This window comes from Cobetia sp. D5, assembly GCF_035666195.1.
GTDB classification, from domain to species: Bacteria; Pseudomonadota; Gammaproteobacteria; order Pseudomonadales; family Halomonadaceae; genus Cobetia; species Cobetia amphilecti.
Map to the genome: position 1 here is coordinate 1,060,362 of NZ_CP142020.1, position 26,024 is coordinate 1,086,385.

Here is a 26,024-nt window from a genome sequence, read left to right on the forward strand (position 1 = left end):
GAGTGATTGTCAGGTTTGACCCCGGCAACCAATTCTGCGCAAGATGCCCGCATGAGAATGGCGGCGCCCGGAGAGTGAAAACCACGCCGGTCTGGCTGACTTCATCCGTCGGGTGCCAGCGGATATCGTGGCGAGACACTTGTCATCACGGTCATCTGTGGAAGATATTCACCTATCAAACGCTTGCATGAATCGAGCGCTGGCGGCCTCACGGTCACTGGTACTCCATGAGAAATCAGCGAGGACACCATGAAAGTACTCGTCGCGGTGAAACGCGTCATCGATTACAACGTCAAGATTCGCGTCAAGGCTGACCAGTCTGACGTCGATCTGACCAACGTCAAGATGGCCATGAACCCCTTCTGCGAGATCGCCGTGGAAGAAGCGGTGCGCCTGAAGGAAAAGGGCGTGGCGACCGAAGTCGTGGCCGTCACCATCGGCCCGAAGGCCGCCCAGGAGCAGCTGCGTACCGCGCTGGCGCTGGGTGCCGATCGCGCCGTGCAGGTGATGACCGATGACGCCGTCGACTCGCTGGCCGTGGCCAAGCTGCTGGCCAAGGTGGTCGAGGAAGAACAGCCCGGCCTGGTGATTCTCGGCAAGCAGTCCATCGATGCCGACAACAACCAGACCGGTCAGATGCTGGCGGCACTCACTGGCATGGGGCAGGGTACCTTCGCCTCCGAAGTGGTGGTCGATGGCGAGAGCGTCAGCGTCACCCGCGAGATCGATGGCGGCCTGCAGACCGTCAAGCTGAACCTGCCGGCGGTGGTCACCACTGACCTGCGCCTCAACGAGCCGCGCTACGCCAAGCTGCCGGACATCATGAAGGCCAAGAAGAAGCCGCTGGACGTCAAGACGCCGGAAGAGCTGGGTGTCTCCACGGCCTCCAAGGTGTCACTGGTCAAGGTCACGCCGCCGGCCGAGCGTCAGGGCGGCATCAAGGTCGGCTCCGTCGATGAGCTGGTGGACAAACTCAAGAACGAAGCAAAGGTGATCTCATGAGCATTCTCGTCATTGCCGATCATCATGATGGCCAGCTGACCAGCAGCACCGCGAGTGTCGTGGCAGCCGCAACCGCCATCGGTGGCGATATCGATCTGCTGGTCGCCGGTGAGGGCGTAGGCGCCGTCGCCGAGCAGGCCGCCAGGCTTGCCGGCATCGCGCGTGTGCGTGTCGCCGACAATGCCGTCTACGCCCATCAGCTGGCCGAGAACCTGTCGGCACTGGTCGTGGCGTTGGCCGATGACTACAGCCATGTGCTGTCCAGCGCCTCCACCACCGCCAAGAACTTCATGCCGCGTGTCGCGGCACTGAAGGACGTGGCGCAGATCTCCGAGATCATCGCCGTCGAGAGCGCCGATACCTTCCAGCGCCCGATCTACGCCGGCAACGCCATCGCCACCGTCAATAGCGACGATGTGCTCAAGGTCATCACCGTGCGTGCCACCGGCTTCGATCCGGTCGCGCTCGACGGACAGGCGGCCATCGAGGCCGTGGACGTGGTCGAGGATGCAGGCGTCTCGAGCTTCGTCGAGGAAACCCTGGCCGAAAGCGAGCGCCCTGAGCTGGGCTCCGCCAAGGTGGTGATCTCCGGTGGCCGCGGCATGGGCAATGGTGAGAACTTCGCGCTGCTCAACGGTATCGCCGACAAGCTGGGCGCCGCCATCGGTGCCTCTCGCGCTGCGGTCGACGCCGGCTTCGTGCCCAACGACATGCAGGTCGGCCAGACCGGCAAGATCGTCGCGCCGGACCTCTACATCGCCGTCGGCATCTCCGGGGCGATCCAGCACCTGGCGGGCATGAAGGACTCCAAGGTCATCGTCGCGATCAACAAGGACGACGAAGCGCCGATCTTCCAGGTCGCGGATTACGGCCTGGTCGGGGATCTGTTCGAGGTACTGCCGGAGCTGGAAGGCAAGCTCTGAGCAACGCCCCGCAAGGCTGAGGCCGAGACACCGCAAGGTGGCCTGGCCAATCAACGCGACCCGCTTCGGCGGGTCGCGTTTTTTTGTGTCTACAGGCAAGGGTTGGGGCGAGGGCAGGGGAGAGAGCGTCAGGAGAAAAGTGCAACGCTGCATTGCAGGTTTCAGGGCCTGCTGATGGGGCAGAGCGAGGCAAGATCAATTGATAATTGTTCTTGTTTGTAATACCGTCCATGCCAGTGATTTGCATTTCCACTCGGAAGCCACTAGCGGCCTGGCAGGCGACCGAGGATGCAACCAAGCCTAGTTCTTCAGGAGATGTCCGTGCGGCGTTCGACTTCTTTCCCCTTCCCGTGCGTGCGAGCCCTTGGCGGCCTGCTCCCGGCGCTGGTGCTGATTGCACCGCTGACAGCCACCGCATTGCCGGCGCATGCCGAGACACTGCGTGACAGTGCCGCCACTCATCAGGAAACCCAGCGTGAGCTGCAGGCGCGCATCGACGCCGCCGATGACGAGACGCGTGCGCTGCTGGTGCGCCTGCGTGAAGCGCGTCAGGAAGCCGCGCGTCTGGAAAGCTATACCGCGGAACTGACGCCGCTGAATGCTGACCGCGCGGCGCGTATCGAGCGCCAGCGCACGGCGCTGGAGAATCTCGAGGCCACGCGTGAGTCGCTGCCGGGCCTGTTGCGTCAGCAGGTCGAGGAGCTGGCGGACTTCATCGAGCAGGACCTGCCGTTTCTCAAGGGCGAGCGCCTCGCGCGCGTCCAGCGTCTGCGTGACAACCTCTCCAATGCCAGTTTGAGCAATGACGAGCGTCTTGATCAGCTGCTCAACGCCTGGCAGCAGGAGCTGAGCTACGGTCAGGGCTTCGATACCTGGCGCGCAGGGCTTGTCGGTGGGGAAGACACCGAGGTGCAGTATCTGCGTGTCGGCCGCGTCGGCCTCTATTACCTGACGCTGGATGGTCAGCATGGTGGCGCCTGGCAGGCCAGAAATGGCAGCTGGCAGGTACTGGATGACAGCGGCCTGGAAGCGCTGCGCAAGGGCATCAGCATGGCGCGTGACCAGCAGGCACCGTCACTGGTGACCCTGCCGCTGTCGGTGCCGGTCGAGGACGTCGAGCTGGCTCCGAAGGGGCGCCTGTCGCAGTCCGCGCTCGAGAGCGCCGATCAGGCTGCCGCGGCAGTCACCAGCACACGTACCACCACTACCCGTACCGCGCAGGAGTCCAGCTGATGGCGACGAATTCACAAGCGCCACGTGCGTCTCTGTCACGCCTGTTGCTGACGGCCGGCACCCTGGGGCTGCTGACGTTGTCATCTCCCGCCGTGCTGGCGGCGACCGGCAGTGCCGAGCAGTCACTGAGCGTCGAACAGTTCGAACAGGCCGCCAGTCAGGCCGAGGGCCGCGACCAGGCGCGTCTCGACACCCTGTTGTCGGATCGCGAGGCGCTGCAAGCGGCGGTCAGCGAGGCCGAGGCGCGGCGTGACAGTCTGCGCGAGACGCGCGCGACCCTCGAGGCCGAAGCGCAGGAACAACAGGCGACCCTCAGCGGTCTGGACGAAGAGCGTCAGGCCCAGCAGGGCGATCTCGGTCAGGTGTTCGAGGTGGCACGCAAGCATGCACGCGAGACGCGTGAAGCACTGGCGGGCAACTGGCTGCTGGTCGGCGGCCAGGCGCGTCTGCCGGACCTGGGGCCGCGCGATGAGGTGCCGGGCCGCGAGCGACTCGCCGCCCTGACCGCGGACATCCGCAGCATCGCCACCGAAAGCGGTCGCGCGCTGCGCTTCCAGGCACCGCTGGCCGGGCCGGATGGCAGCATCAAGCCGCGTGAGATCGTGCGCGTCGGCGAACAGATGGCCTTCAGTGGTCGCCACCTGCTGGCGCCGCTGTCGGAAGACAAGGCTGTGGATGGTCCCTCTGCGCTGGATACCCTCGGCCTTGCGGGTACCACGCCGCTGCGCATTCGCAAGCAGCTGGCGGCCTTCGATGCCGGCGACAGTGATCGTCTGAGCTTCGATCCCACCGGTGGCGATGTCACCCAGGCGCTGGCGCGGGCGCCGCGTCTCGGTGAGCGTCTCAAGCAGGGCGGCGCCGTCGGTTACGTCATCGTCGGTCTTGGCGTGCTGGGCCTGATCATCGCGCTGATCCAGCTGGTGCGCCTGTCGCTGACCCGTCGGGCGGTCAAGCGTCAGGAAGCCGACCTGAGCCAGCTCAGTGACGACAACCCGTTGGGCCGTGTGCTGCATCGCTTTGAAGGCATGCGCCATGATCACGAGCCGGAAGCGCTCGAAGCCCGTCTCGATGAGGCGTTGCTGGCCGAGCAGCCCAGGCTCGAACGTGGCCAGGCGCTGGTCAAGCTGCTGGCTGCCATCGCGCCGCTGCTGGGTCTGCTGGGCACCGTGACCGGCATGATCGGCACCTTCCAGTCGATCACCGTCTTCGGGACCGGCGACCCCAAATTGATGGCCGGCGGTATCTCCCAGGCGCTGGTGACCACCGTGCTGGGTCTGGTGACCGCCGTGCCGCTGCTGTTCGCCCAGACCGGGCTTTCCAGTCTGTCCAAGGGCCTGATGGGCCGCCTCGAGGGCCGCGCCAGTGCACGTCTGGCCGACCACCTCGAGAAGCGCGCCCCGAGCAAGGCTGCCAGCACGGCGGCGCGTCAGCGGGATACCGAGCATGCCTGATTCGTTGGCCGCCTCTTCCTTGCTGAGCGGTGGCTTCGCGCCAGTGATGCGGCTGGTGGAAAGCGGTGGCCCGCTGATCGTGGTGATCTGCCTGATCGCCATGGTGCTGTTCGGGCTGGCGCTGGAACGCGGCCTCTACTGGCGGCTCGTGCATCGTCCGGCGCGTCAGCAGTTGATCCACGACTGGGTGGCGCGCAGCGAGCACCACAGCTGGTCGGCGCTCACCCATCGCGAAGTGCTGACCCGTGAGCTGCTGTCACGCCTGCGTGCGCCGCTGCCGTGGCTCAAGCTGCTGGTGCTGATCTGTCCGCTGGCGGGGCTGCTGGGTACCGTGACCGGCATGATCCATGTCTTCGATTCGTTGGCGATCGCCGGCACCGGTCAGGCGCGTGCCATGGCCGATGGTGTGGCACGCGCCACGCTGCCGACGCTGGCCGGCATGGCGGTCGCGGTGGTGGGCCTGATGTTCGTCACGCGTTTCGAGCGCGTGGTGCGTCGTGAAGACCAGCGCCTGCACGACCGTCTGGCGCGCGCCGTCGACGATGCACGTTCCGGCATGTCCGCTGCGAACGGCTTTGATTCCTCCTCTGATACAAGCGAGACACCACATGCGTAGACGTCGCATGGAGGCCGCGGAAGACAGCGGCGAGATCAATCTGACGCCGATGCTGGATGTCGTCTTCATCATGCTGATCTTCTTCATCGTCACCACCAGCTTCGTCAAGGAGTCCGGGGTCGAGATCCAGCGTCCGGAAGCCTCCAACGCCACGGCACGCCCTGACGCGGCGGTCATGGTCGCCATCACCGCCGAGGGTGCGGTTTGGGTCGACGGCAAGCCGGTGGATGCCCATCGCGTCGGCGACGCCGTGGCCGATCTTGCCGATGGTCAGCCGGTGGTGATCCAGGCCGACAGCCGCTCACAGACCGGTCTGCTGGTCGAGGCGATGGATGCACTGCGCAACGCGGGTGTGCAGGACATCGCGGTCGCCGCCTCGAAGGGCGAATGACATGACGCGACGCCTGTATGCCAATCGACTCGTCGGGCTTGTCGGTGGTGCCTTGCTGGCGCTGGTGCTGTTCTATGCGCTGGCCTTGCTGGTCGCGCCGCCGGTGAACGACACGCCGCCACCGGAGCCTCTGTCGGTCTCCACCGTTCAGGCGCCTGAAGAGGCACCGGCGCCCGCGCCGGCGGCGAGTGAAAGTCTGCCCACGCCGCCGGCCGAGCCACCGCCGCCACCCAAGGCAGCGCCGATGCCGGCACCCAAGGCGACAAGCCCGGTGGCAATTCCCGAGGTCAAGACACCATTGCCGCCGACGCCAGAGCTGACCATGGATGACAGCCTGCCGCCGCTGGAAGTCGAGCGTCCGCCCAAACCGACCCCGAAGCCGAAACCGACGCCGAAACCGGCACCCAAGGCCAAGCCGGAACCCAAGGCGGTCGCCAGGCAGGCCGAGGCCGCTTCATCTGCGCAGTCGGCGTCTGATGCGTCATCACAGGCCGCGGCGAAGCCGTCCAAGCCCAAGGCGGCCCCGGCGGCGCAGGGTGGTTCACCGCGGCCCACCGTGCGCACCGCTCCCGAATATCCGAGTCGCGCGCGTCGCCGCGGCATCGAGGGCTTCGTCGAGGTGGCCTTCGTGATTCGCCCGGACGGCAATGTCGATGGCGGCTCGCTGCGGGTGGTGCGTGCCGAGCCGTCGGGCGTGTTTGACCGGGCGGCGATGAAGGCGATCGCGCGCTGGGAATTCCCGGCCGCGGGCAATGCGCGCCAGGCGCGCCAGCGGCTCGAGTTTCAGTTGCGTTGAGGCAACCCAAGACCCCATGGCGCGGGCTTTCATCGGGTGTCTGATGTGTGTCATATGTCGTCATCTCTGATGCCGTGGACTTGTCGGCAATGCGCCGGGTCATGGCAGCGGATGAACGCAAGAGGAAAGACTCATGGTAGCGAAATCCACACCGCCGCAGGACGCCGACAGCGCTGAGCGATCGCGAGGCCTGATGGCGCGGGCACGCCAGCTGCTGAGACGCGGCGGGCGCCGACTCACCCGCGTGACGCTGGTCTCGACCTGCCTGATGCTGATGATGGAAGTTGGTGGCATCAGTGCGGCCCATGCGGCGACGCGCGTCTCCGCCGAAGTGGCGGGGCAGTTGCGCACGCTGCAGTCACGGCTGGATGAAGGCGATTATGACGCGGTCGGTGAGCGCGCCGAGCGTGAGGCCAAGCGCCAGCGCGGTGAGGTGCGTGCGCTGTATCTGTCATTGGCGGCCAGTGCGCGTGCGCGTCAGGGCGATCAGGCCCAGGCGGCGCGTCTGTATGCCGAGGCGCGTCGCCTGCCGGGCGTCAATGCCTCCCAGGCTCGTGAGTGGCTGCGTCGTGAAGCGATGCTGCGCCTGCGCGCCGGGGAGCGCGATAGCGGTATCGCTCGCCTGGCGGAATATCTGCACGGCGGCTCGGCGAGTGCCGATGACCTGTGGCTGGCGGTCAGCCTGGAGGCCAATCGGGGTGACTGGGCGCGCGCCGAGGACTGGCTGGAGCGTGCCAGCAAGGCGAGTGCGCCGAGCGGCGATCGCCTGAAGCTGGCCGTCAGCGTCTATCAGCAGACCGGCCGCCATGGCGCGGCGGTGGCGCTGGTCGAGCAGGGGCTGGGCGAGTCACGTGACCCGCAGGACTGGCAGCGTGCCGTGGCGCTCTATCAGCGCCTCAATCAGAACACCCGCGCCGCCAGTACCTGGGAAGCGGCGTGGGCGGCGGGGATCGTCAGTGGCAGTGATGCCTACCAGCAGCGAGTCGACCTGCAGCTGGCGGCCGGTGCGCCGGCGCGGGCGGCGGAGCTGATCGAGGCGGGGCTTTCGAAATCCGCGACACCCGAGGGGCAGCCGCTGCTTGAAGACACCCCGGCGCTGCGTCGCCAGCTGGCGCAGGCCTGGACGGCGGCGCGCGATGTCGAGCATGCGCTCAAGGCGTGGGCAGCCGTCTCGCAGCAGAGCCAGTCACTCGAGGATGCTCGGCAGTATGCCGAGCTTGCCTATGACTGGGGCCGCTGGGAAACGGCGCAGCAGGCGCTGGCCGCGGCCGGTGAGCGTGGCGATGACTCGGCGCGTCATTGGCTGCTCTCCGGCGTGGTCGCCAGTCAGCTGGAGCAGTTCGACCCTGCGCGTGAAGCCTTCAAGAAGGCTCAGGCGCGTGGCGCCGAAGGGGCCGATGCCTGGTTGAAATCCGTCGCGCAGCGCTGATGACGTGAGAATCTGGCGATCCAGCGCTGTCTGAGCATTACTGCAACGAAAACGCCGCCTTTCCTGATCGTCCTGAGACGGGAAAGGCGGCGTTTGCGTGTCTGGCGATCGTGTTCGCGCTGGCGCTGCTCAGCGTATCAGCCGATATCGGTCCACACCGGGGCGTGATCCGACGGCTTTTCCATGCCACGCAGTGCGTAGTCGACACCGGAATCCTTGATCAGCGGAGTCAGGCCGGGGCTGGTCATGATCAGGTCGATGCGCAGGCCGCGCCTGGGCTCACGCTCGAAGCCGCGTGAGCGGTAGTCGAACCAGCTGAACTGGTCATCGACTTCCGGGTGCACGTGGCGGAAGCTGTCGGTCAGGCCCCAGGCGTAGAGGCGTTCCATCCACTCGCGCTCGATGGGCTGGAAGCTGGTCTTGCCTTCGCGCAGCCAGCGCTTGCGGTTGGGCTCGCCGATGCCGATGTCGCGGTCAGTGGCCGAGATGTTGTAGTCGCCCATCACCACCACGTGCTGCTCGGGCTGGTGGTCTTCTTCCAGCAGGCGGAACAGTTGCTGATAGAAGCGCGTCTTGTAGGGGAACTTCACCGGGTGCTCGATATTCTCGCCCTGGGGGAAGTAGCCGTTGTAGACGATCAGCGGCTCGCCGTTCGGGCCGTCGATCTCGACGCCGATCATGCGCTTCTGGGCATCCTCGTCGTCATCCGGCATGCCGTAGTGCACCTTCTTCGGCACCTGACGGGTCAGCATCGCGACGCCGTAGTGGCCCTTCTGGCCGTGCCAGACCACGTGATAGCCCAGCGCCTCGATGTGCGCGTGGGGGAATTCACTGTCCTGCACCTTGGTTTCCTGCAGGCCAATGACTTCCGGCTGATGTGCCTCGATCAGCGCTTCCAGCTGATGCGGACGCGCACGGATGCCGTTGATGTTGAAGGAAATCAGGCGCATCACGCTTCGCCTCCACCATCATCCTTGGAGGAGCTGTCTTCCTTTGCCGGCGCATCAGGGTGCAGCGGCAACAGCGGCGCGGCGTTCATGCGCTCCAGCTTGGCGGCAGCCTGGCTCTTGCGCTGGTCCTTCTTCTTGGCCACATAACGCGGACCGGAATGTACCTGGTCCGGGTTCTCGGCGCGCCACTTCTTGAAATCCTTGCGGCGCCCGGTACGAATCTGCACCTTGTCGGCGATGGAGCGGCTCTTCTTTCTACGTGTCATCTTCGGGCTTTCCTGTTCGGTGTCGGCAGTCGCCAGCCTTGAGTCGCACGGCAAGGCCGCGGCACGCGGGCAACCGCATCAGTTGTCGTGCATTCTACCAGCCTGCATGGGGCGGGTGCCATGAGGGGCGTCGTGGTGAGAAGCATCGCGTGTCGTGCACGCGAGGATGTCTCGCGCCGAGTGCGTCATGATGCAGGGGCGCGAAGACGCCGGCGGGCTGGTACAATATGTCGGCGTTATCGTCGCTGCCCGCAGGTGAGGTGCGTGACTGGCCGCTTGAATCGGCGCCTTGTGTCTCATGCACGATGGCGGGTCGCCTGCCCCTCGGGGCGCGCTTCTCCTCACGCATGTCAGAGACAACGGCTTGCCGGACGCGCCAGTCTTGCTGCCATTGCCCGTGCCAGCGACATGCAATATGCAATATGTGAGTGTTACCTGAATGACCCTGGCAGGTACGCCGCCCCGGCCCACACAGACAGATAGACAGACGGGCGGTGGCGAACTGTCCCGTGGCGTGGCCAAGGTTGCCCGGCAGCCTGATGCCCGCCCGATGAAGAAGCCCTTTCGACCGACACGCAGTATCGGCCGTCCTTGTGGCGACCCATGAGCCTGTCCGTTGCGTGAGCCCGGCGATGACATGACCGGTGCCACGTGAGCAGACCCTCATGGCAGACGTCCGCTCCAGTCCCTTGCCGAACATTCGGGCAGGGGAGCGCTGGATGCGTGAATCCGTCAAGAACAGGTGAGAGCATTCGTGTCCTTCTGCACCCGAGGCCTGCGTGGCCCCGGAGACGCACACCCAGGGGGTGTTGCCGCAGAAGGGCAGGGGATGGCTCCCAATCCGGTAAAGGCGCATGCAGCCCGAGACTACCGCGCATCAGGCGCGAGTCAGGCGAACCAGGTGAGACGACTGGGCATGACGAACCAACCGGGTGTGGCCTGTCACGGCGAGATTCCGAGAACGACCCGCGCCTGTCGCATATGAACCCTTGAAAAGAACGGATTACATGAGCGAGACGGATCAGACCCAGCCAGCCGCTGAGCAGACTCAGCAAGAGCCGCAGGACCCGAACCAGAAGCCGAGAAAGCCCAAGCGTCGTCGTCGCAAGCCGCGCCGCTCCCAGTCCAAGTGGAACCTCGATCAGTTCCCGGTCGCGCCGGTCGCCGGTCAGTGGCGCTTCCATGATTTCGATCTGCCGCTGCCACTGATGCGTGCCATCCAGAAGGCCGGCTTCGAATACTGCACCCCGATCCAGGCCCAGACCTTCGAGAAGGCACTGCTGGGTGGTGACGTGGTCGGTCGTGCCCAGACCGGCAGCGGCAAGACCGCCGCCTTCCTGATCGCCACCCTGGCCTACTTCCTGGAAGAGAAGGCGCCGGAAGGTCAGAAGCCGGGCGCGCCGCGTGCCGTCATCATCGCGCCGACCCGTGAGCTTGCGCTGCAGATCGAGAAGGACGCCAAGGCGTTCTCCGAATTCGCGCGCATCTCGGTGGCCTGCGTGGTGGGCGGCATGGACTACCAGAAGCAGCGTGAACGCCTCGAGCGCAAGGTCGACCTGCTGGTCGCAACGCCAGGCCGCCTGCTCGATTTCCACACCAAGCGCGATGTCGATCTCTCCGAGACCGAGGTGCTGGTGGTCGACGAAGCGGACCGCATGCTGTCGATGGGCTTCATTCCCGACGTCAAGCGCATCATCCGCGCCACACCGCGTCCCGAAGAGCGCCAGACGCTGCTGTTCTCCGCCGAGCTGTCTTCCGACGTGCTGGGGCTGGCCGAGCAGTGGACGCATGAGGCGACTCAGGTCGCGGTCGAGCACGAAGCGACGGCTGCCATCGCGGCGGACAACGACGCCGTGCAGACCTACACCGTGAGCGATGATGACAAGCTGCGTCTGTTGATCAATCTGGTGAAGCAGGGCGAGATGGAGCGCTCCGTGGTCTTCGGTAACAGCCGTGGGCTGGTGCGCAAGATCAACGCCGCGCTCAAGGAAGCCGGTATCGAGTCGGCGGTGATGTCCGGCGCCGAGACCCAGACCGAGCGCCTGGAAGCCCATGAGGCCTTCCGCAACGGCAAACTCAAGGTGCTGGTGGTCAGCGATGTCGCCGGGCGTGGCTTCGCACTCGAAGACGCGACCCATGCGATCAACTTCACGCTGCCGGAAGTGCCGGAAGACTATGTCCACCGTGCAAGCTTCAGCGATGTGACCTTGATCAGCTTCGTCGGTGAGGAAGATGTCTTCTCACTGCCGGAAATCGAAGACTACCTGCAGGAAACGCTGCCGCGTCAGCAGCCGCCCCAGGGCCTGCTGTAACGCCTGCTTGCATCCGACCGGTCGCGATAGGGTGACCGGCCGCGCAGGGCAGTCGAGGTAGATGGCAGTAGCACGCAAAGACGGCGGACAGCTCAGGCTGTTCGCCGTCTTGCGCTCCATGACCCGCAGGTTTGATGACGAGTGGCCAGTCGCCAGTTGTTGTCGGCCGGATGTCGTGGGTCAGGGGTGGATGGCCAGTTGAGGAGAGAGACACGCAATGCTGGAAGATAGCCTCAAGGGCGAGATTCAGGGCGCCTACCGCAAGTTGCTCGAGGGTCTTGAGCTGACGCCGCGCTACGGGCAGCGGCTGATGATCGCCGAGATCGCGCGCACGCTGGGCAACATCGAGCAGAATCCGGAAGGCTATCGCCTCGGCAACGAGCATGTCTGCGTGCTGGAGGCCGGTACCGGTACCGGCAAGACGCTGGCCTATCTGCTCTCCGCACTGCCGGTGGCCAAGGCGCGCGGCAAGCGGCTGGTGGTCTCGACCGCGACCATCGCGCTGCAGGAGCAGGTCATGCATCAGGACCTGCCGGCGCTCAAGAAGCATTCGGGGCTGACCTTCGACTATGCGCTGGCCAAGGGCCGTCGCCGTTACCTGTGCGTGCAGAAGCTGGATCAGGCGCTGGAAGGTGTCGAGGACAACCCGACCATGGCGCTGTTCGAGCGCGACATGATCGCCAGCGACGGCGGCAGCTTCGTGGAGCTGGCCGGCAAGATGGCCGAGGACTATGCCAGCGGCGAGTGGGCAGGAGACCGCGACAGCTGGCCGCTGCAGGTCGAGGACCGCGACTGGGCGCGTCTGACCACGGATCACCGTCAGTGCACCAATCGCCGCTGCAGCCACTTCTCGGCGTGTGCCTTCTTCCGTGCCCGTCGTCAGCTGGAGCAGGCCGACATCATCGTCGCCAACCATGACCTGGTGCTCGCGGATCTCTCGCTGGGCGGCGGGCTGGTATTGCCATCGCCCAGTGACTGCATCTACGTCTTCGATGAGGCGCACCATCTGCCCGACAAGGCGCTGGATCACTTCCATCACCGCACGCCGATCAATCAGACGCTGCGCTGGCTGGGCAACCTCAAGAAGTCGCTCACCGAGCTGAATGCGGCGCTGGGCAGTCAGCCGACCATCGGGCGTCTGCTGGCGCGCATGCCCGAGTTGCTGGCGGATATCGAGCCGCGTCTGGGCGAGGTGTTCGGGCTGGGGCATCAGCTGGCGGATCTGCCCAATGGGGCCGGCGAGGACGTCACCAATCATCGCTTCGAGCGCGGTCAGGCACCGGAGGCGCTCAAGGAGCTGGGCCACAACCTGCTCAAGGGCTTCGCGGAGCTGTCGCGGGCGCTGGAGCAGATCGCCGACATCCTGCGTGAGAGCCTGGACCCGGAGAAGGCGACAGGTCTGCCCAAGGAGAATGCCGAGGACTGGCTGCCGCTGGTGGCCCTGCTGCACGGGCGTGCGCTGGAAGCCCATGCGTTGTGGGAGGCCATCGGCCTGAGCGACCCTGCCGATGGGCCGCCGCATGCGCGCTGGCTGACCTTCGAGCGCTTCAATGGCGAGCCGGAGATGACCGTCTCGGCAAGCCCGGTGTCGGCCGCGGAAACGCTGGCACGCCATCTGTGGGGCACCTGTTTCGGTGCGGTGCTGACGTCGGCGACCCTGACGGCGCTCAATCGCTTCGAACGCCTGCAGGAGCGCGCAGGCCTGGCCAATCGCTATCGCTATCAGCGTCTGCCCAGCCCGTTCGATTATGGCAAGGCGGTGCTGGCCATCCCGCGCGAGGCGGTGGAGCCGTCGCCGCCCGGCCCGCATGAGCAGGCGATCGTCGACTTCGTCAATGCGCTGGATGTGCGCGAGGCGGTGCTGGTGCTGTTCAGTTCGCGCAAGCAGCTGGCGGCGGTCAACAAGGCGCTGGACAGCGAGACCCGCAAGCGGGTGCTGGCGCAGAGTCGTCTGCCCAAGCATGAGCTGCTCAGTCAGCATCGCAAGGCGGTGGATGGCGGGCGCGGCAGCATCATCTTCGGGCTGGCGAGCTTCGCCGAGGGCATCGACTTGCCCGGCAAGTATCTGACCCACGTGGTGATCACGCGGCTGCCGTTCGCGGTGCCGGATGACCCCGTCGGTGCGACGCTGGCGGAGTGGATCGAGTCGCGGGGCGGCAACCCGTTCATGCGTATCGCGGTGCCGGATGTCTCGATCAAGCTGGTGCAGGCCTGTGGGCGCCTGATCCGCAAGGAAGCCGATGAAGGGCGTATCACGATTCTGGATCGACGCATCCTGACCAAGCGTTATGGTCAGCAGTTGATCGAGGCACTGCCGCCCTTCGTGCGCGAGATCGATGGCGTGCGCCAGAACTGATGGGGCAGAAGTGATGGGTCAGAACTGATGGGGCAGGGCTGAACGGTCAGAGCTGGCCCGTCAGCTGCCGACCCAGCGGCCACAAAAAAGCCCCGCCAATCGGCGGGGCTTTTTCATTCATCCAATGCGGCTGGTCTGAAATCAGTGGCCTAAGGCTTCTGGCTCAGGCTTCTGGCTCAGGCTTCGGCAGGCTGCTCGAGGCGGGCGCGCAGCGCGTCCTTGAGCTTGGCGTCCATGGTCTTGAAGGTGTCTTCGGTGGTGGCCCAGTCGATGCAGGCATCGGTGATGGAGACGCCGTATTCCATCTTGCTGCGGTCGGCATTGATCTTCTGCGCGCCCCAGTTGATGTGCGACTCGACCATCAGACCCATGATGGAGCGATTGCCCTCGAGAATCTGCTGGGTGACGTTCTCCAGCACCAGCGGCTGCAGGCCCGGGTCCTTGTTGGAGTTGGCATGGGAGCAGTCGACCATCAGGTTGGCGGTGACGCCGGCCTTGGCCAGTTCCTGCTCGGCCAGCGCGACGCTGACGCTGTCGTAGTTCGGCTTGCCGTTGCCGCCACGCAGCACGACATGGCCGTAGGCGTTGCCACGCGTGCGGATGATCGCGACCTGCCCGGCCTGGTTGATGCCCAGGAAGTTGTGGCCGTGGGATACGGACTGCAGGGCATTGACGGCGACATCCAGCGAGCCGTCGGTGCCGTTCTTGAAGCCGACCGGGCAGGACAGGCCAGAGGCCATCTCGCGGTGGGTCTGGGATTCGGTGGTGCGGGCGCCGATGGCAGACCAGCTGATGCAGTCCTGCAGGTACTGCGGGGAGATCGGGTCGAGGGCTTCGGTGGCCAGCGGCAGGCCCATCTCGGCCAGTTCGACCAGCAGGCCGCGCGCGATGTGCAGGCCTTCCTCGATCTCGAAGGTGTCATTGAGGTGCGGGTCGTTGATCAGGCCTTTCCAGCCGACGGTGGTACGCGGCTTCTCGAAGTAGACGCGCATCACGATGTAGAGGCTGTCCTTCACTTCCTCGGCCAGCACCTTCAGGCGGCGCGCGTAGTCACGGGCGGCGTCCAGGTCATGGATGGAGCAGGGGCCGACCACGACCAGCAGGCGCGGGTCTTCACCGTCCAGAATGCGCTGGATGGTGCGACGGCCTTCGATGACGGTCTCTTCGGCCTTGGCGGTCAGCGGGATGTCCTGCTTGAGCGCTTCGGGGGTGATCAGCACGTCCTGTGACAGGACGTTGAGGTTGTTGACGTGTTGTTCTGACATGACAGTGTCCTGAGCGGTGTGCGGTCTGCATGGCTGCTAGCAGAGTCAGACGGGCGTCTTCGCGCCCGCCATCCGTGTTGTGCGTACTGAATGACGTCCATGGTATCTGCTGCATGCCGGCTTGTCAGCGTCCTTGGGTCAAATTTAATCAACTGTCAAGCTGACTGGCGCTGACTTGAGGCTCGTGTGACTCAAGATAAGCGTAAATCGTAAAGAAATCGTTACGCTTTGACGTGTCAGCGTCGCCAAACGCTGTCATGACGGGAGTGAACACGCAAAACCTGAGGCTTTGACGGCATGGCGTCTTGCCGTACAAATGATAAACAGGAACACTGTGCGTTGATTTTGGTCGCGTCAGCGGGCCGCCGGGCGCTTTTTCGCCCCGCGCCAGGCATCGCATCCATCACAACGAATATCAATGGGGCCGGATAACGCATGCGCGAGTCGCAATTCCTGTCAGGTGCTGATGCCCCGGGGATTCCTGATGTGGAGTCCGCAAGCGGTGCCTCCACTCCCGCGGAGGGAGCGAGTGAATGAGTGTCAATGAAACGGACCAGCAGTTGGTCGAGCGCGCCCAGAAAGGGGATAACCGCGCCTTCGATCTGCTGGTCAGGAAATATCAGCACAAGATTCTCGGCCTGATCAGCCGTTACGTACACGATCATTCAGAAGTGCAGGATGTCGCCCAGGAAGCCTTCATCAAGGCCTATCGTGCGTTGCCCAACTTCCGGGCCGAGAGCGCCTTCTATACCTGGATGTACCGGATCGCCATCAATACGGCCAAGAATCATCTGGTCTCGCGGGGCCGTCGTCCGCCGGGCACCGACATGGATATCGGCGATGCCGAGGTGGTCGATCAGTCCGGCCGCCTGTCTGACATCGAGACGCCGGAAGCCGCCATGGCGCGCGATGAGCTGGAGAAGGTCGTCTTCGAGGCCATCGAGAAGCTGCCTGAAGATCTGCGCACCGCCATCACGCTGCGCGAGTTCGATGGCCTGTCCTATGAGGATATCGCCGAGGTGATGCAGTGCCCGGTGGGCACGGTGCGTTCGCGTATCTTCCGGGCACGTGAAGCGGTCGACAAGGCGATCCAGGGGCTGGTCAGTCCCGCCGCGGCGGTGTCTGCCGTCGAGTGACGTCGCTGTTCTGCGTCGCCCCTGTGAGAGAAGAGCCACAAAAATTTTGTTGGTTAAATTCAATCAACTCAGTGGCTTGGCGAAATCTTGCAGCTAAAGTGAATGTTTTCTGAACGAATGGCGGAACAATCCGTGCGGCGCGTGTTCTTACTGTTCAGTAGTCATGTAGCTCAGCGACTGCGTGCATGAGCGCTGGAAAGTTGAGTGGTGAGGGGCAGGGCACGAAAGCCCCTCTTCCACGGCGCAGTAACGCTGTTTGCCGTTGGCCCGCTCGGGCCATCAGCCGCCATGGTGAATGACGCCATTTGTTGCCAGGAGTGCAGATTGAAGTCGTCGTTCAATCTGACGAGTGTGAGGGTATTTACGCATGAATCTGAAGACCACCGAATCCGTGAAGGAGTCGCTGTCCGCGCTGATGGATGCGGAGGGTGACGAGCTGGATCTGCGTCGTGTCCTCAAGGGGCTCGATGAGTCTCCTGAGGCTGCAGACACCTGGCGCCGCTATCACCTGGCGCGCAGTGCCATGCATCGCGAGCGTGAAAGCACCTTCACTCTGGATATCGCGTCGGCAGTCAGCGCCGAGGTCGAGCTGATCTCCCGCGAGGCTCCCGCGAGCGCACCGCCCGTGGCCGAGCGCCGCAGCCTGTTCTCCTTTGCCGGCTCCGCGGCCATCGCGGCAGGCGTCGCGGTGATGGTGATCACCGGCGTGCAGGTCTTCAATGGCGGTGACAATGGGGTGCCCGGCGGCGTGAACAGCGGTGCAGAGCTTGCCAGCGGTTCTTCCGTCAACCAGGGCGGTTCAGCCATCCAGGGCGGCACCGTGCGTCAGGTCAGCCAGCCGTCAGTGAATGCCGAGGCGTCTCAGTGGGTACAGCCCGGTGCCAACAGCGGCTTGATGCAGGTCGGCGTGACGCCCTCCAGCTCGCGTCCGATGTTCATGGCGCCGCAAAGTGGCAGCTACGATTCCGGCATGTCGTCCAGCAATGTCGCCGCGGCGGATCTCGCCCAGCGTCGTCTGCTCGAGGCCTACCTGAGCCAGCATTCCTCGCGTGGCCCGGTGCCGGAGCGCAGTGAGTGGATCAGCCTGCAGGATGTTGCCCAGTAACATTCGCTGGATGACTGGCTTGCGCTGGCGTCGCTGCCAAGGCAGATGAAAGCAGCATGGATAGACAAGAAAAGAGGGGCAGCCAATGGCTGCCCCTCTTTTCTTGTCTGTATATCCTGGTTGCGCCCACACAACCTGGTCGCATCCGGCCAGCGTCGTCACTTGCCGGTGTGACCACGCTCGGCCTCAGTCATGCAGATAGCGATCTGCCGTCTGGATGTAGAGTGCCTCGACCTTGGCGCGTGCCCAGGGCGTGCGGCGCAGGAACTTGAGGCTCGAGTTGATGCTCGGGTCGCTGAGGAAGCAGTTGATGGGAATCAGCTCGCCCAGGGTCTCGAAGCCGTAGTGGTCCACCAGCCAGGTCAGCAGTGCCTTGAGGGTGACGCCGTGCAGCGGGTCCAGGCGGGAAGTGGATGGGGGTGCGTCGCTCATGCGGGCTCCTGTTGATGGTATCGTGGGCGCTTATCGGGCCTGAGGCGCGTGAAGTGCCGCCGTGAATGACGCTATTCTACGCGTATGTGTCGCCAGTGCGCGGCGAGTTTTTGCAGGAGTCAGCAAGATGATGCAGGAAGAGGGGCAGGTCACGGGGCATGGCAAGGAAGGCGTCTGGGTCGAGACCCAGCGTCGCTCCACCTGTGGTGCCTGCAATGCGCGCAGTAGCTGTGGCAGCGGCCTGTTGAGCCAGTTTTCGCGTCGCAAGCCGCATCGCGTGCTGATCCATGTGCCGGCAGGCGAAGACTTGCCGATGGTGGGTGAGCGGGTGGTGATCGGCATCGATGAGTCGGCGTTTCTGCGCAGTGCGGGCCTGCTGTATGGCCTGCCGCTGGTCAGCGGCATGCTGGGGGGAATCGTGGCCGAGCAGCTGGCGGGCGCTGGCACCCTGGCGGTGCCGTTGGGCTTCGCGCTCTCGTTGGCGGCGGGCCTGATGGTCGTGCGCTGGCATGCCGCGCGTCCTGAGCGCCAGGCACTCTACCGGCCGCGCTTGATGCGTCGTCTCGGCATGGACGCGATGGCGATCAAGGCGCTGTAGTCGTCGTGCTCAAGTGATAGCGGTAGTCGACTCTCTCGGCAGATAGGGGGAGTGACTTGCGTAGTCGGCAGGTGGCGTCGTCAGTCTGCATCGGGCTGGCATCGGCACCTGTCGGATGTTGGCGACGCATGGTTGCGTCCAGCGCGGCACCAATCGCTGAACTTCAACGACGCTTCGACGTCAATGAGAAGGACGCCGCCAGCGATGTGACGCTGCCATCGTCAGTAGTTGCGTGATTGCACGCCTGATAACAAGTGATGACAGGACGTACCAGGAGCCGCACTGATGAAATCCCTTTCCCGCCTGATGGTACCTGCCTTGGCCATGGCTGCCCTGATGGGCTCCCAGCTGGTTCAGGCTCGTGAATTGCCCGACTTCACCCAGCTGGTCAAGGACTCGGCGCCCGCGGTGGTCAATATCGCGACCACCACCGAGATCCAGCGCAGCTCGGGGCCGGTGTTCCGTGGGCCCAATGGCGAAGAGATGCCCGAATTCTTCAAGCGCTTCTTCGGTGATCAGCTGCCTGGTCCGGGCCGCGGGGGCGTCGAGAAGCGCTCCAGTCTCGGGTCTGGCTTCATCATCTCCGATGATGGCTACATTATGACCAATGCCCACGTCATCGACGGTGCCGATGAGGTGATGGTGCGCCTCAACGACCGCCGCGAACTCAAGGCGCAGGTGGTCGGTGAGGACAAGAAGACCGATATCGCGCTACTCAAGGTCAAGGCGGAAGACCTGCCGACCTTGCCGATGGGCGACAGTGATGCGCTGGAAGTCGGCGAATGGGTGGCCGCGATCGGCTCACCGTTCGGCTTCGATCATTCCGTCACCGCCGGTATCGTCAGCGCCATCGATCGCACCCTGCCGTCGGACGCCTATGTGCCGTTCATCCAGACGGATGTAGCGATCAATCCGGGCAACTCCGGTGGGCCGCTGTTCGATCTCGATGGCGATGTGGTGGGCATCAACTCCCAGATCTATACCCGCTCCGGCGGCTTCATGGGCGTGAGCTTCGCGATTCCGATCAATGTGGCGATGGATGTCGCCGACAAGCTCAAGACCGATGGACGCGTGGATCGCGGCTGGCTGGGCGTCGTCATTCAGCCGGTCTCCAAGGACCTGGCCGAATCCTTCGGGCTGGACCGTGCGCGCGGTGCGCTGATCGCCGATCTTGATCCGGATGGCCCTGCTGCCGCCGCTGGCCTCAAGAGTGGCGACATCATCACCGCCGTCGATGGCAAGGCGGTCGAGAGCTCGGCTTACCTGCCGCGCATGGTCGGCGCCAGCTCGCCGGGCGATTCGCTCAAGCTCTCCATCCTGCGCGATGGCAAGAGCCAGACGCTGACCGCCAAGGTCGGCCATTGGCCGGGCAGTGAGCAGGCGCATGCCGCCAAGGCCAGTGACGACAAGCAGGGGCTGGGCGTTGCGGTGGCAGAGCTCGACAAGGCCAGCTTGAACGAGCTCAACCTCGATCACGGGGTGCGCGTGATGGAAGTCGACCCGCAGGGCGTGGCTGCCGAGGCAGGCATCAGCGCTGGCGATGTGCTGGTCGAACTCAATCAGCAGCCGTTGACCAGCGTGCAGGCGCTGCGCGATGTGGTCGCCAAGCTGCCGACCAACCGTCCGGTCTCGCTGCGCCTGGTGCGCAATGGTCGCCCGCTGTACATCGCACTGCGCATGCGTGCCGACAGCGACAAGTGATCCCGCCAGCGCCTGACGCAAGCGTCAAGAACTTGAGCGACGAGCGCGCAGGCAACAGAAGGTGACCGCCACCGGCACGAAGGCGGTCACTCCGGTAGCAGACGGGGCGCACGGGCGACTGTGCGCCCCGTCTGCTGCCGGGCGGCCCTGCGGTTCACCCGAGTTCAGGCGGGTTGTGACAGGGCCGGAGGGGCGCAAAAGGCAACGCCTTCTATCATCGCTTGTGGTCGGACTGTACAATGCGTGCAATTCGATTTCCGTCGTCTCCCGTGTTGGCCGTGTGATTTCACGGAGACGGGCACAAATACAGAGCAGTGATCCATGACCGAACGCGTAACGCCGCCGTCCTTGAAGCATATCCGCAACTTCTCAATCATCGCCCACATTGACCACGGCAAGTCCACGCTGGCTGACCGCATCATCCAGCTGTGCGAAGGCTTGAGCGACCGTGAGCTCAAGGAGCAGGTGCTTGACTCGATGGACATCGAGCGTGAGCGCGGCATCACCATCAAGGCGCAGTCGGTGACCCTCGACTACCACGCTGACGATGGCAATACCTATCAGCTGAACTTCATCGATACGCCGGGCCACGTTGACTTCTCCTATGAAGTCTCGCGCTCGCTGTACGCCTGTGAAGGGGCGCTGCTGGTGGTCGATGCCGGCCAGGGCGTCGAAGCCCAGTCGGTGGCCAACTGCTACACCGCCATCGAGCAGGGCCTCGAGGTGCTGCCGGTCCTCAACAAGATGGATCTGCCGCAGGCGGACCCGGAAAAGGTCTCCCAGGAGATCGAGGAGATCATCGGTCTGGACGCGACGGATGCCTGTCAGGTGTCGGCCAAGTCCGGCATGGGCATGGAAGCGCTGCTCGAGCGTCTGGTGCGTGACATTCCGCCGCCCAAGGGCGATCCGGAGGCACCGCTGCAGGCGCTGATCATCGATTCCTGGTTCGACAACTATCTCGGCGTCGTCTCGCTGGTGCGTATCTTCGACGGTACCCTGAAGAAGGGCGAGAAGATCCGCCTGAAGTCCACCGGCCGTGACTGGGAAACCGGCGCGATCGGTATCTTCACGCCCAAGCGCAAGGAAACCGGCGTGCTGCGCGCCGGTGAGGTCGGCTTCATCGTCGCCGGTATCAAGGACATCATGGGCGCGCCGGTGGGTGACACCATCGTGCACACCAAGACCGCCGACAAGGTCGAGCGTCTGCCGGGCTTCCAGAAGGTCAAGCCGCAGGTCTATGCCGGCATGTTCCCGATCAGCTCCGATGACTACGAGGACTTCCGTGATGCGCTGCAGAAGCTGGCGCTCAACGATGCCTCGCTGGACTACGAGCCGGAGAACTCCGACGCGCTGGGCTTCGGTTTCCGTGTCGGCTTCCTCGGCACCCTGCACATGGAGATCATCCAGGAGCGTCTGGAGCGTGAGTACAATCTCGATCTGCTGACCACCGCACCGACGGTGATCTATGAGGTGCTGATGGACAACGGCGATGTGCTGCCGGTGTCCAACCCGTCCAAGCTTCCGGACATGGCCAACGTCGATGAGCTGCGCGAGCCGATCTGCCGCGCTACCATCCTCGTGCCGCAGGAATATGTCGGCAACGTCATCACCGAGTGCGTCAATCGTCGTGGCGTTCAGCTCGACATGCAGTTCCTGGGTAGCCAGATCCAGCTGATCTATGAGCTGCCGATGGCGGAAGTGGTGATGGACTTCTTCGATCGCCTCAAGTCCATCTCCAAGGGCTATGCGTCGCTGGATTACAGCTTCGAGCGCTTCGAGGCGGCCAAGCTGGTGCGTCTGGATGTGCTGATCAACGGCGACCGCGTCGATGCACTGGCGGCGATCATCCACCGTGATCACGCACATGGCCGCGGCCGTCTGCTGGTCGAGAAGATGAAAGAGCTGATTCCGCGTCAGATGTTCGATGTGGCGATCCAGGCTGCCGTCGGTGGCCAGGTCGTGGCACGCTCCACCGTCAAGGCGCTGCGCAAGAACGTCACCGCCAAATGTTACGGCGGCGACGTCAGCCGCAAGAAGAAGCTGCTCGAGAAGCAGAAAGCGGGCAAGAAGCGCATGAAGCAGGTCGGCCGGGTGGAAATTCCCCAGGACGCCTTCCTTGCCGTGCTCAAGATGAACGACTGAGGCAGGCCGCCGTCTGGCGGCTTGCCACCAAGACCCAGGGCAGACAGGGACAACGATGGATTTCTCGCTAGTATTGGTGATTGCCGTAGCGGTAGCCGGCGTGGTGTGGTTGATAGACCTGGTTGCCCTGCGCAGTGCGCGCAAGGCGCGTGTGGCCAAGGCCGAGGCCTCCGTCGAAGGAGAACTGGACGCCGGCACGCGTGAGAAGCTGGCGCGTGACCCGTGGCCGGTGGACTATGCCAAGTCCTTCTTCCCGGTACTGCTGCTGGTGCTGGTGGTGCGCTCCTTCGCGTTCGAGCCGTTCCAGATTCCGTCCGGCTCGATGTTGCCGACGCTCAAGATCGGCGACTTCATCCTGGTCAACAAGTATGACTATGGCCTGCGCCTGCCGGTGGTCGACACCAAGGTGCTGGAAGTCGGCGAGCCGGAGCGCGGTGATGTGATGGTGTTCCGTTTCCCGGAAGATCCGTCCACCAACTTCATCAAGCGCGTCGTCGGTCTGCCGGGCGATACCATTCGCTACGAAGGCAAGCAGCTCTACGTGAATGGTGAGGCCATCGACAAGACATTGAATGCGCGCAACTCCAGTGAACAGTCCGGTGAAGACCTGCTGGATGAGACACTGGGGAAACACGCCCATCAAATCTACAATAACCCTCAGGACCCCGGCCCGCAGATGCGCGAGATCCGGGTGCCGGAAGGCATGTACTTCGTGATGGGTGACAACCGTGATCACTCCAACGACAGCCGCTACTGGGGCTTCGTGCCGGAAGAGAACATCGTCGGCAAGGCGGTGGCGGTGTGGATGCACTGGAAAGAAGGGTTCCCGGACTTTTCCTCGGTACGCCTGATTCATTGATCAGTGCATTGACCGGGCCGCCGAGAGGCGGCCCGGTCGTGTCTGGCAGGGCCACATTGGCCCGCCGGCCTTATCAGTGCGGATTTTCGACATGGGACGATGCGTCGTGCCTGCCATGTCAACCTGCTGTTCATCATGTCGGACCCGTGGCCACAAGCTTGCGGGCAGCGCGGCTGACGAATATCGGATTGGGATGGTGGCAATCGGCAACTCCTCAAGCCGCGTAGGCTTCGGGCATCGCGAGACATGTCGAAGACGACAGGCATCAGCCAGCATGACTGATGCACCATTCGACAGGACGCCCGCGGGCGTCAGCGACAAAAAGAGAGTAGGGAGACCTGTGAGTAGCCCGCTGAATGCCTTTGTAAAGCGTATCGGCCACACCTTCGAGGATGCGAGCCTGCTGGAACTGGCTCTGACTCATCGAAGCTATGGTGGCCAGAACAATGAGCGTCTCGAATTCCTTGGCGATTCCATCGTCAACTTCGTGATCGCCGAAGCGCTGTTTTTGCGCTTCCCCCAGGCCCGTGAAGGCCAGCTGTCGCGCCTGCGTGCGCGCCTGGTCAAGGGCCAGACCCTCGCGGAGCTGGCGCGTGAATTCAATCTCGGCGAGAACCTGCGTCTGGGCTCCGGCGAGATGAAAAGCGGCGGTCACCGTCGCGAGTCCATTCTGGCCGATGCCGTGGAAGCCGTGATCGGCGCCATCTATCTGGACGCCGGCATGCAGGTGGCGCGTGAACACGTGCTGCGCTGGTACGCCACCCGTCTTGAAGCGCTGAATCTTCAGGACACCCAGAAAGACCCCAAGACGCGTCTGCAGGAATTCCTGCAATCGCGTCAGGCGGCACTGCCGCGTTATGAGGTGACCAGCGTCGAAGGCGAAGCGCATTCGCAGACCTTCAGCGTCGATTGCCACGTCGAGATGATCGACACCAAGACCACAGGCGTCGGCTCCAGCCGTCGTCATGCTGAACAGCAGGCGGCCGAGTTCGCGCTGCAACTGCTCGAACCTGCCCGCGGAGGCCGCTCATGAGCCATACCCCAGAAGACAACGTCACCCCGAGCGGCGACGCCCCTGATCACTCCACTGATAACGGCGTCGGCACGCCGGATGCCCTCGAGGGCATGCTGGCCGCCGCCGGTGTCAGCGATCAGCCGCTGCCGGACACCCGCTGTGGCTTCGTCGCCATCGTCGGTCGCCCGAATGTCGGCAAGTCGACGCTGATGAACCACATCCTGGGCCAGAAGGTCTCGATCACCTCGCGTCGTCCGCAGACCACGCGTCACCAGGTGATGGGTATCCACACCGAAGAGGGCACCCAGTGCGTCTTCGTCGATACCCCGGGGATCCACATCATGCAGCGCGATCGCAACAAGGCGATCAACCGCTTCATGAACCAGGCCGCCACCCAGGCGCTGCGTGATGTCGATGCCGTCGTCTTCATCGTCGACCGCACCCGCTGGATGGAAGAAGACCAGATCGTGCTCGAGAAGCTGGCCCACGTGAAGGCGCCGGTGATTCTGGTGGTCAACAAGATCGATTGGCTCAAGGACAAGACCACCCTCGCGCCGTGGCTGCAGAGCCTGCAGGAACGTCGTGACTTCGCGGCCATCATTCCGATGTCGGCCAAGAACGGCACCAACATCGATCTGCTGCTCGAGAACGTGATGAAGCGTCTGCCGCAGGGCGAGCACATGTTCGCGGACGACCAGATCACCAACAAGAGCTCTCGCTTCCTGGCCTCCGAGCTGGTGCGCGAGAAGGTGATGCGTCAGCTGGGCGACGAACTGCCCTACCAGATGACCGTCGAGATCGAGGAATTCAAGACCGATCAGCGCGGCACCCTGCACATCAGCGCGCTGATGATGGTCGAGCGTCAGGGTCAGAAGAAGATCCTGATCGGCGAGAACGGTGAGCGCATCAAGAACATCGGCCGTGAAGCGCGTCTCGAGATGGAACGTGCCTTCGACGCCAAGGTCATGCTGAACCTGTGGGTCAAGGTCAAGCGTGGCTGGTCGGATGACGAGCGTGCCCTGAAGAGTCTGGGTTACACCCACGACAAGGACTGACGACGTCGCGCGAGCGGTGCAGGGCGGTGGCGATCCGAGAGGGTCGCACCTGCCATGTGTCGCCCGTCGTTGATCCGATGTTCTCGCGGCCTCTGCCGCGCACCGCCTGGCCCTGTCCAGGCGGTCTCGTTTCTTGCCAGCCCCTCTGCCAGTCCTTCTGCCAGCTTTTTTTGCCAAGCCACCGTCTGACGTGAGCCTGCCTGATGACGCCGCAACCGGCCTTCCTGCTGCATCGCAAGCCTTACCGTGAAACCAGTGCCATCATCGAATTGCTGACCCTCGAACACGGAAGGGTGCGCGCGGTGGCGCGTGGCGTTCAGCGCCCGGGCAGCAAGGCGCGTGCACGACTGCAGCCGTTCACGCCCTTGCATGTCACCTGGCGTGGCGAGAGCGATCTCAAGACTCTCAACCTGATGGAGATCGGCGGCAGTGCCAGTCTGCTGGCGGGCGAGGGGCTGCTGTGCGGGTTCTACGCCAATGAGCTTTTGACCCGCACGCTGCCGGTGGAAATGCCGGTGCCGGAGCTGTTCGCGCTCTACTCGCTGACATTGGATGAGGTGGCACTGCCCGCCAGACGCGCCCCCGCGCTCAGGCGGCTCGAATACAGCCTGCTGGAAGCGCTGGAACAACTGCCGCAGTTTCGCGCTCTGGATGACAGCCCCTTGATGCCGGATGTGCGCTATGACTATGTGGTCAGTGAGCGACGCTTTCAGGCGCAGCCGCCAGGCGCGGCGGGCATCGAAGGGCGGGCCCTGAAGTTGCTGGCCAGCGAAGACTGGGGCCATCCAGGGCTTGCCCGTGAGAGCCTGTGGCTGGCGCGGCGTGCGCTGGCGCCGCTGCTGGGGGATCGTCCGCTGCGTTCGCGCGAGTTGATGATGCAGCTGACGGCCAGGCGGCGTCAGAGTCGTCAGTCCGACTGACGTCATCAGGCGTGGCGACACTGTCCGGCTGCGGCGTGACGCATGATAGTATTGCGCGACCTGTCTTCGGC

General features: G+C 64.2%; 23 protein-coding genes. 19 read left to right on the top strand and 4 right to left on the bottom strand.

The genetic code is table 11. The features are described 5' to 3' along the window. Positions 1-249 precede the first annotated feature (249 nt). From U0O11_RS04515 to U0O11_RS04550, 8 genes are all read left to right on the top strand, one after another. Positions 250-1,002 (top strand): electron transfer flavoprotein subunit beta/FixA family protein, encoded by a 753-nt coding sequence (locus tag U0O11_RS04515; RefSeq protein ID WP_225347701.1) that lies wholly within the window; start codon positions 250-252, stop codon positions 1,000-1,002. After that, positions 999-1,925, top strand: coding sequence for an electron transfer flavoprotein subunit alpha/FixB family protein (locus tag U0O11_RS04520; protein ID WP_324691885.1), 927 nt, complete (start codon positions 999-1,001; stop codon positions 1,923-1,925). The genes U0O11_RS04515 and U0O11_RS04520 overlap by 4 nt, the downstream gene beginning before the upstream one ends. Positions 1,926-2,246: 321 nt before the next feature. After that, positions 2,247-3,158, top strand: coding sequence for a DUF3450 domain-containing protein (locus tag U0O11_RS04525; protein ID WP_225347703.1), 912 nt, complete (start codon positions 2,247-2,249; stop codon positions 3,156-3,158). After that, positions 3,158-4,609: a MotA/TolQ/ExbB proton channel family protein gene (locus U0O11_RS04530; protein WP_225347704.1), complete on the top strand. Its 1,452-nt coding sequence runs from the start codon at positions 3,158-3,160 to the stop codon at positions 4,607-4,609. The genes U0O11_RS04525 and U0O11_RS04530 overlap by 1 nt, the downstream gene beginning before the upstream one ends. Beyond that, positions 4,602-5,225 carry a MotA/TolQ/ExbB proton channel family protein gene (locus U0O11_RS04535; RefSeq protein ID WP_082388107.1) on the top strand — a complete coding sequence of 208 codons (624 nt, stop codon included), beginning with the start codon at positions 4,602-4,604 and terminating at the stop codon, positions 5,223-5,225. Before U0O11_RS04530 ends, U0O11_RS04535 begins: the two co-directional genes overlap by 8 nt. Next, positions 5,218-5,616 carry an ExbD/TolR family protein gene (locus U0O11_RS04540; protein WP_324691888.1) on the top strand — a complete coding sequence of 133 codons (399 nt, stop codon included), beginning with the start codon at positions 5,218-5,220 and terminating at the stop codon, positions 5,614-5,616. The genes U0O11_RS04535 and U0O11_RS04540 overlap by 8 nt, the downstream gene beginning before the upstream one ends. A gap of 1 nt (position 5,617) precedes the next feature. Then, positions 5,618-6,412 carry an energy transducer TonB gene (locus U0O11_RS04545; protein ID WP_054554996.1) on the top strand — a complete coding sequence of 265 codons (795 nt, stop codon included), beginning with the start codon at positions 5,618-5,620 and terminating at the stop codon, positions 6,410-6,412. Positions 6,413-6,545: 133 nt separating this feature from the next. Beyond that, entirely contained in the window at positions 6,546-7,841 is a 1,296-nt protein-coding gene (locus U0O11_RS04550) for a hypothetical protein (RefSeq protein ID WP_225347706.1), read from the top strand. A gap of 137 nt (positions 7,842-7,978) precedes the next feature. Here U0O11_RS04550 and xthA read toward each other — a convergent pair whose 3' ends face one another. Beyond that, a complete protein-coding gene (gene xthA, locus U0O11_RS04555; protein WP_225347707.1) occupies positions 7,979-8,791 on the bottom strand; it encodes an exodeoxyribonuclease III in 813 nt (270 codons plus the stop codon). Then, positions 8,791-9,057, bottom strand: coding sequence for a hypothetical protein (locus U0O11_RS04560; protein ID WP_043331879.1), 267 nt, complete (start codon positions 9,055-9,057; stop codon positions 8,791-8,793). The genes xthA and U0O11_RS04560 overlap by 1 nt, the downstream gene beginning before the upstream one ends. A gap of 1,007 nt (positions 9,058-10,064) precedes the next feature. On the opposite strand from U0O11_RS04560, the gene U0O11_RS04565 reads away from it, so the two are divergent. Together U0O11_RS04565 and dinG are read left to right on the top strand one after the other, a co-directional pair. Then, positions 10,065-11,369, top strand: coding sequence for a DEAD/DEAH box helicase (locus U0O11_RS04565; RefSeq protein ID WP_131431459.1), 1,305 nt, complete (start codon positions 10,065-10,067; stop codon positions 11,367-11,369). 217 nt (positions 11,370-11,586) lie between these two features. After that, the gene (gene dinG, locus U0O11_RS04570; RefSeq protein WP_192838440.1) at positions 11,587-13,725 is read left to right on the top strand and encodes an ATP-dependent DNA helicase DinG; all 2,139 of its coding nucleotides are present in this window, start codon (positions 11,587-11,589) and stop codon (positions 13,723-13,725) included. A 176-nt stretch (positions 13,726-13,901) separates the two neighbouring features. On the opposite strand, the gene U0O11_RS04575 is transcribed toward dinG, so the two are convergent. Further along, a complete protein-coding gene (locus U0O11_RS04575; protein ID WP_043331875.1) occupies positions 13,902-14,990 on the bottom strand; it encodes a 3-deoxy-7-phosphoheptulonate synthase in 1,089 nt (362 codons plus the stop codon). A gap of 533 nt (positions 14,991-15,523) precedes the next feature. On the opposite strand from U0O11_RS04575, the gene rpoE reads away from it, so the two are divergent. After that, a complete protein-coding gene (gene rpoE, locus U0O11_RS04580) occupies positions 15,524-16,126 on the top strand; it encodes an RNA polymerase sigma factor RpoE (protein ID WP_043331873.1) in 603 nt (200 codons plus the stop codon). Positions 16,127-16,493: 367 nt separating this feature from the next. Further along, complete coding sequence (locus tag U0O11_RS04585; RefSeq protein WP_107335316.1) at positions 16,494-17,231, top strand: sigma-E factor negative regulatory protein; 738 nt, start codon at positions 16,494-16,496, stop codon at positions 17,229-17,231. A 186-nt stretch (positions 17,232-17,417) separates the two neighbouring features. Here U0O11_RS04585 and U0O11_RS04590 read toward each other — a convergent pair whose 3' ends face one another. Beyond that, positions 17,418-17,663, bottom strand: coding sequence for a VF530 family DNA-binding protein (locus U0O11_RS04590; RefSeq protein ID WP_043331871.1), 246 nt, complete (start codon positions 17,661-17,663; stop codon positions 17,418-17,420). 127 nt (positions 17,664-17,790) lie between these two features. Here U0O11_RS04590 and U0O11_RS04595 point away from each other — a divergent pair, with 127 nt between their 5' ends. The 7 genes from U0O11_RS04595 to recO all read left to right on the top strand — a co-directional run bounded on the left by U0O11_RS04595 (position 17,791) and on the right by recO (position 25,953). Then, entirely contained in the window at positions 17,791-18,261 is a 471-nt protein-coding gene (locus U0O11_RS04595; protein WP_054554989.1) for a SoxR reducing system RseC family protein, read from the top strand. 285 nt (positions 18,262-18,546) lie between these two features. Further along, a complete protein-coding gene (locus tag U0O11_RS04600; protein ID WP_043331870.1) occupies positions 18,547-19,962 on the top strand; it encodes a DegQ family serine endoprotease in 1,416 nt (471 codons plus the stop codon). A 321-nt stretch (positions 19,963-20,283) separates the two neighbouring features. Continuing rightward, complete coding sequence (gene lepA, locus U0O11_RS04605) at positions 20,284-22,104, top strand: translation elongation factor 4 (RefSeq protein ID WP_043331869.1); 1,821 nt, start codon at positions 20,284-20,286, stop codon at positions 22,102-22,104. A gap of 55 nt (positions 22,105-22,159) precedes the next feature. Further along, positions 22,160-22,963, top strand: a complete 804-nt coding sequence (gene lepB, locus U0O11_RS04610; RefSeq protein WP_054554987.1) for a signal peptidase I — start codon at positions 22,160-22,162, stop codon at positions 22,961-22,963. Positions 22,964-23,303: 340 nt separating this feature from the next. Beyond that, the gene (rnc, locus tag U0O11_RS04615; RefSeq protein ID WP_043331866.1) at positions 23,304-23,996 is read left to right on the top strand and encodes a ribonuclease III; all 693 of its coding nucleotides are present in this window, start codon (positions 23,304-23,306) and stop codon (positions 23,994-23,996) included. A 92-nt stretch (positions 23,997-24,088) separates the two neighbouring features. After that, positions 24,089-25,033, top strand: coding sequence for a GTPase Era (gene era / locus U0O11_RS04620; RefSeq protein WP_052384345.1), 945 nt, complete (start codon positions 24,089-24,091; stop codon positions 25,031-25,033). A gap of 203 nt (positions 25,034-25,236) precedes the next feature. Then, the gene (recO, locus tag U0O11_RS04625) at positions 25,237-25,953 is read left to right on the top strand and encodes a DNA repair protein RecO (RefSeq protein WP_324691897.1); all 717 of its coding nucleotides are present in this window, start codon (positions 25,237-25,239) and stop codon (positions 25,951-25,953) included. Positions 25,954-26,024 lie beyond the last annotated feature (71 nt).

Bases quoted from the DNA above. Each gene is read 5' to 3' on its own strand.
- U0O11_RS04515 (WP_225347701.1), top strand. From the start codon at position 250: ATGAAAGTACTCGTCGCGGTGAAACGCGTCATCGATTACAACGTCAAG.
- U0O11_RS04520 (WP_324691885.1), top strand. From the start codon at position 999: ATGAGCATTCTCGTCATTGCCGATCATCATGATGGCCAGCTGACCAGC.
- U0O11_RS04530 (WP_225347704.1), top strand. From the start codon at position 3,158: ATGGCGACGAATTCACAAGCGCCACGTGCGTCTCTGTCACGCCTGTTG.
- U0O11_RS04535 (WP_082388107.1), top strand. From the start codon at position 4,602: ATGCCTGATTCGTTGGCCGCCTCTTCCTTGCTGAGCGGTGGCTTCGCG.
- U0O11_RS04540 (WP_324691888.1), top strand. From the start codon at position 5,218: ATGCGTAGACGTCGCATGGAGGCCGCGGAAGACAGCGGCGAGATCAAT.
- U0O11_RS04545 (WP_054554996.1), top strand. From the start codon at position 5,618: ATGACGCGACGCCTGTATGCCAATCGACTCGTCGGGCTTGTCGGTGGT.
- U0O11_RS04550 (WP_225347706.1), top strand. From the start codon at position 6,546: ATGGTAGCGAAATCCACACCGCCGCAGGACGCCGACAGCGCTGAGCGA.
- xthA (WP_225347707.1), bottom strand. From the start codon at position 8,791: ATGCGCCTGATTTCCTTCAACATCAACGGCATCCGTGCGCGTCCGCAT.
- U0O11_RS04560 (WP_043331879.1), bottom strand. From the start codon at position 9,057: ATGACACGTAGAAAGAAGAGCCGCTCCATCGCCGACAAGGTGCAGATT.
- U0O11_RS04565 (WP_131431459.1), top strand. From the start codon at position 10,065: ATGAGCGAGACGGATCAGACCCAGCCAGCCGCTGAGCAGACTCAGCAA.
- dinG (WP_192838440.1), top strand. From the start codon at position 11,587: ATGCTGGAAGATAGCCTCAAGGGCGAGATTCAGGGCGCCTACCGCAAG.
- U0O11_RS04575 (WP_043331875.1), bottom strand. From the start codon at position 14,990: ATGTCAGAACAACACGTCAACAACCTCAACGTCCTGTCACAGGACGTG.
- rpoE (WP_043331873.1), top strand. From the start codon at position 15,524: ATGAGTGTCAATGAAACGGACCAGCAGTTGGTCGAGCGCGCCCAGAAA.
- U0O11_RS04585 (WP_107335316.1), top strand. From the start codon at position 16,494: ATGAATCTGAAGACCACCGAATCCGTGAAGGAGTCGCTGTCCGCGCTG.
- U0O11_RS04590 (WP_043331871.1), bottom strand. From the start codon at position 17,663: ATGAGCGACGCACCCCCATCCACTTCCCGCCTGGACCCGCTGCACGGC.
- U0O11_RS04595 (WP_054554989.1), top strand. From the start codon at position 17,791: ATGATGCAGGAAGAGGGGCAGGTCACGGGGCATGGCAAGGAAGGCGTC.
- U0O11_RS04600 (WP_043331870.1), top strand. From the start codon at position 18,547: ATGAAATCCCTTTCCCGCCTGATGGTACCTGCCTTGGCCATGGCTGCC.
- lepA (WP_043331869.1), top strand. From the start codon at position 20,284: ATGACCGAACGCGTAACGCCGCCGTCCTTGAAGCATATCCGCAACTTC.
- lepB (WP_054554987.1), top strand. From the start codon at position 22,160: ATGGATTTCTCGCTAGTATTGGTGATTGCCGTAGCGGTAGCCGGCGTG.
- era (WP_052384345.1), top strand. From the start codon at position 24,089: ATGCTGGCCGCCGCCGGTGTCAGCGATCAGCCGCTGCCGGACACCCGC.
- recO (WP_324691897.1), top strand. From the start codon at position 25,237: ATGACGCCGCAACCGGCCTTCCTGCTGCATCGCAAGCCTTACCGTGAA.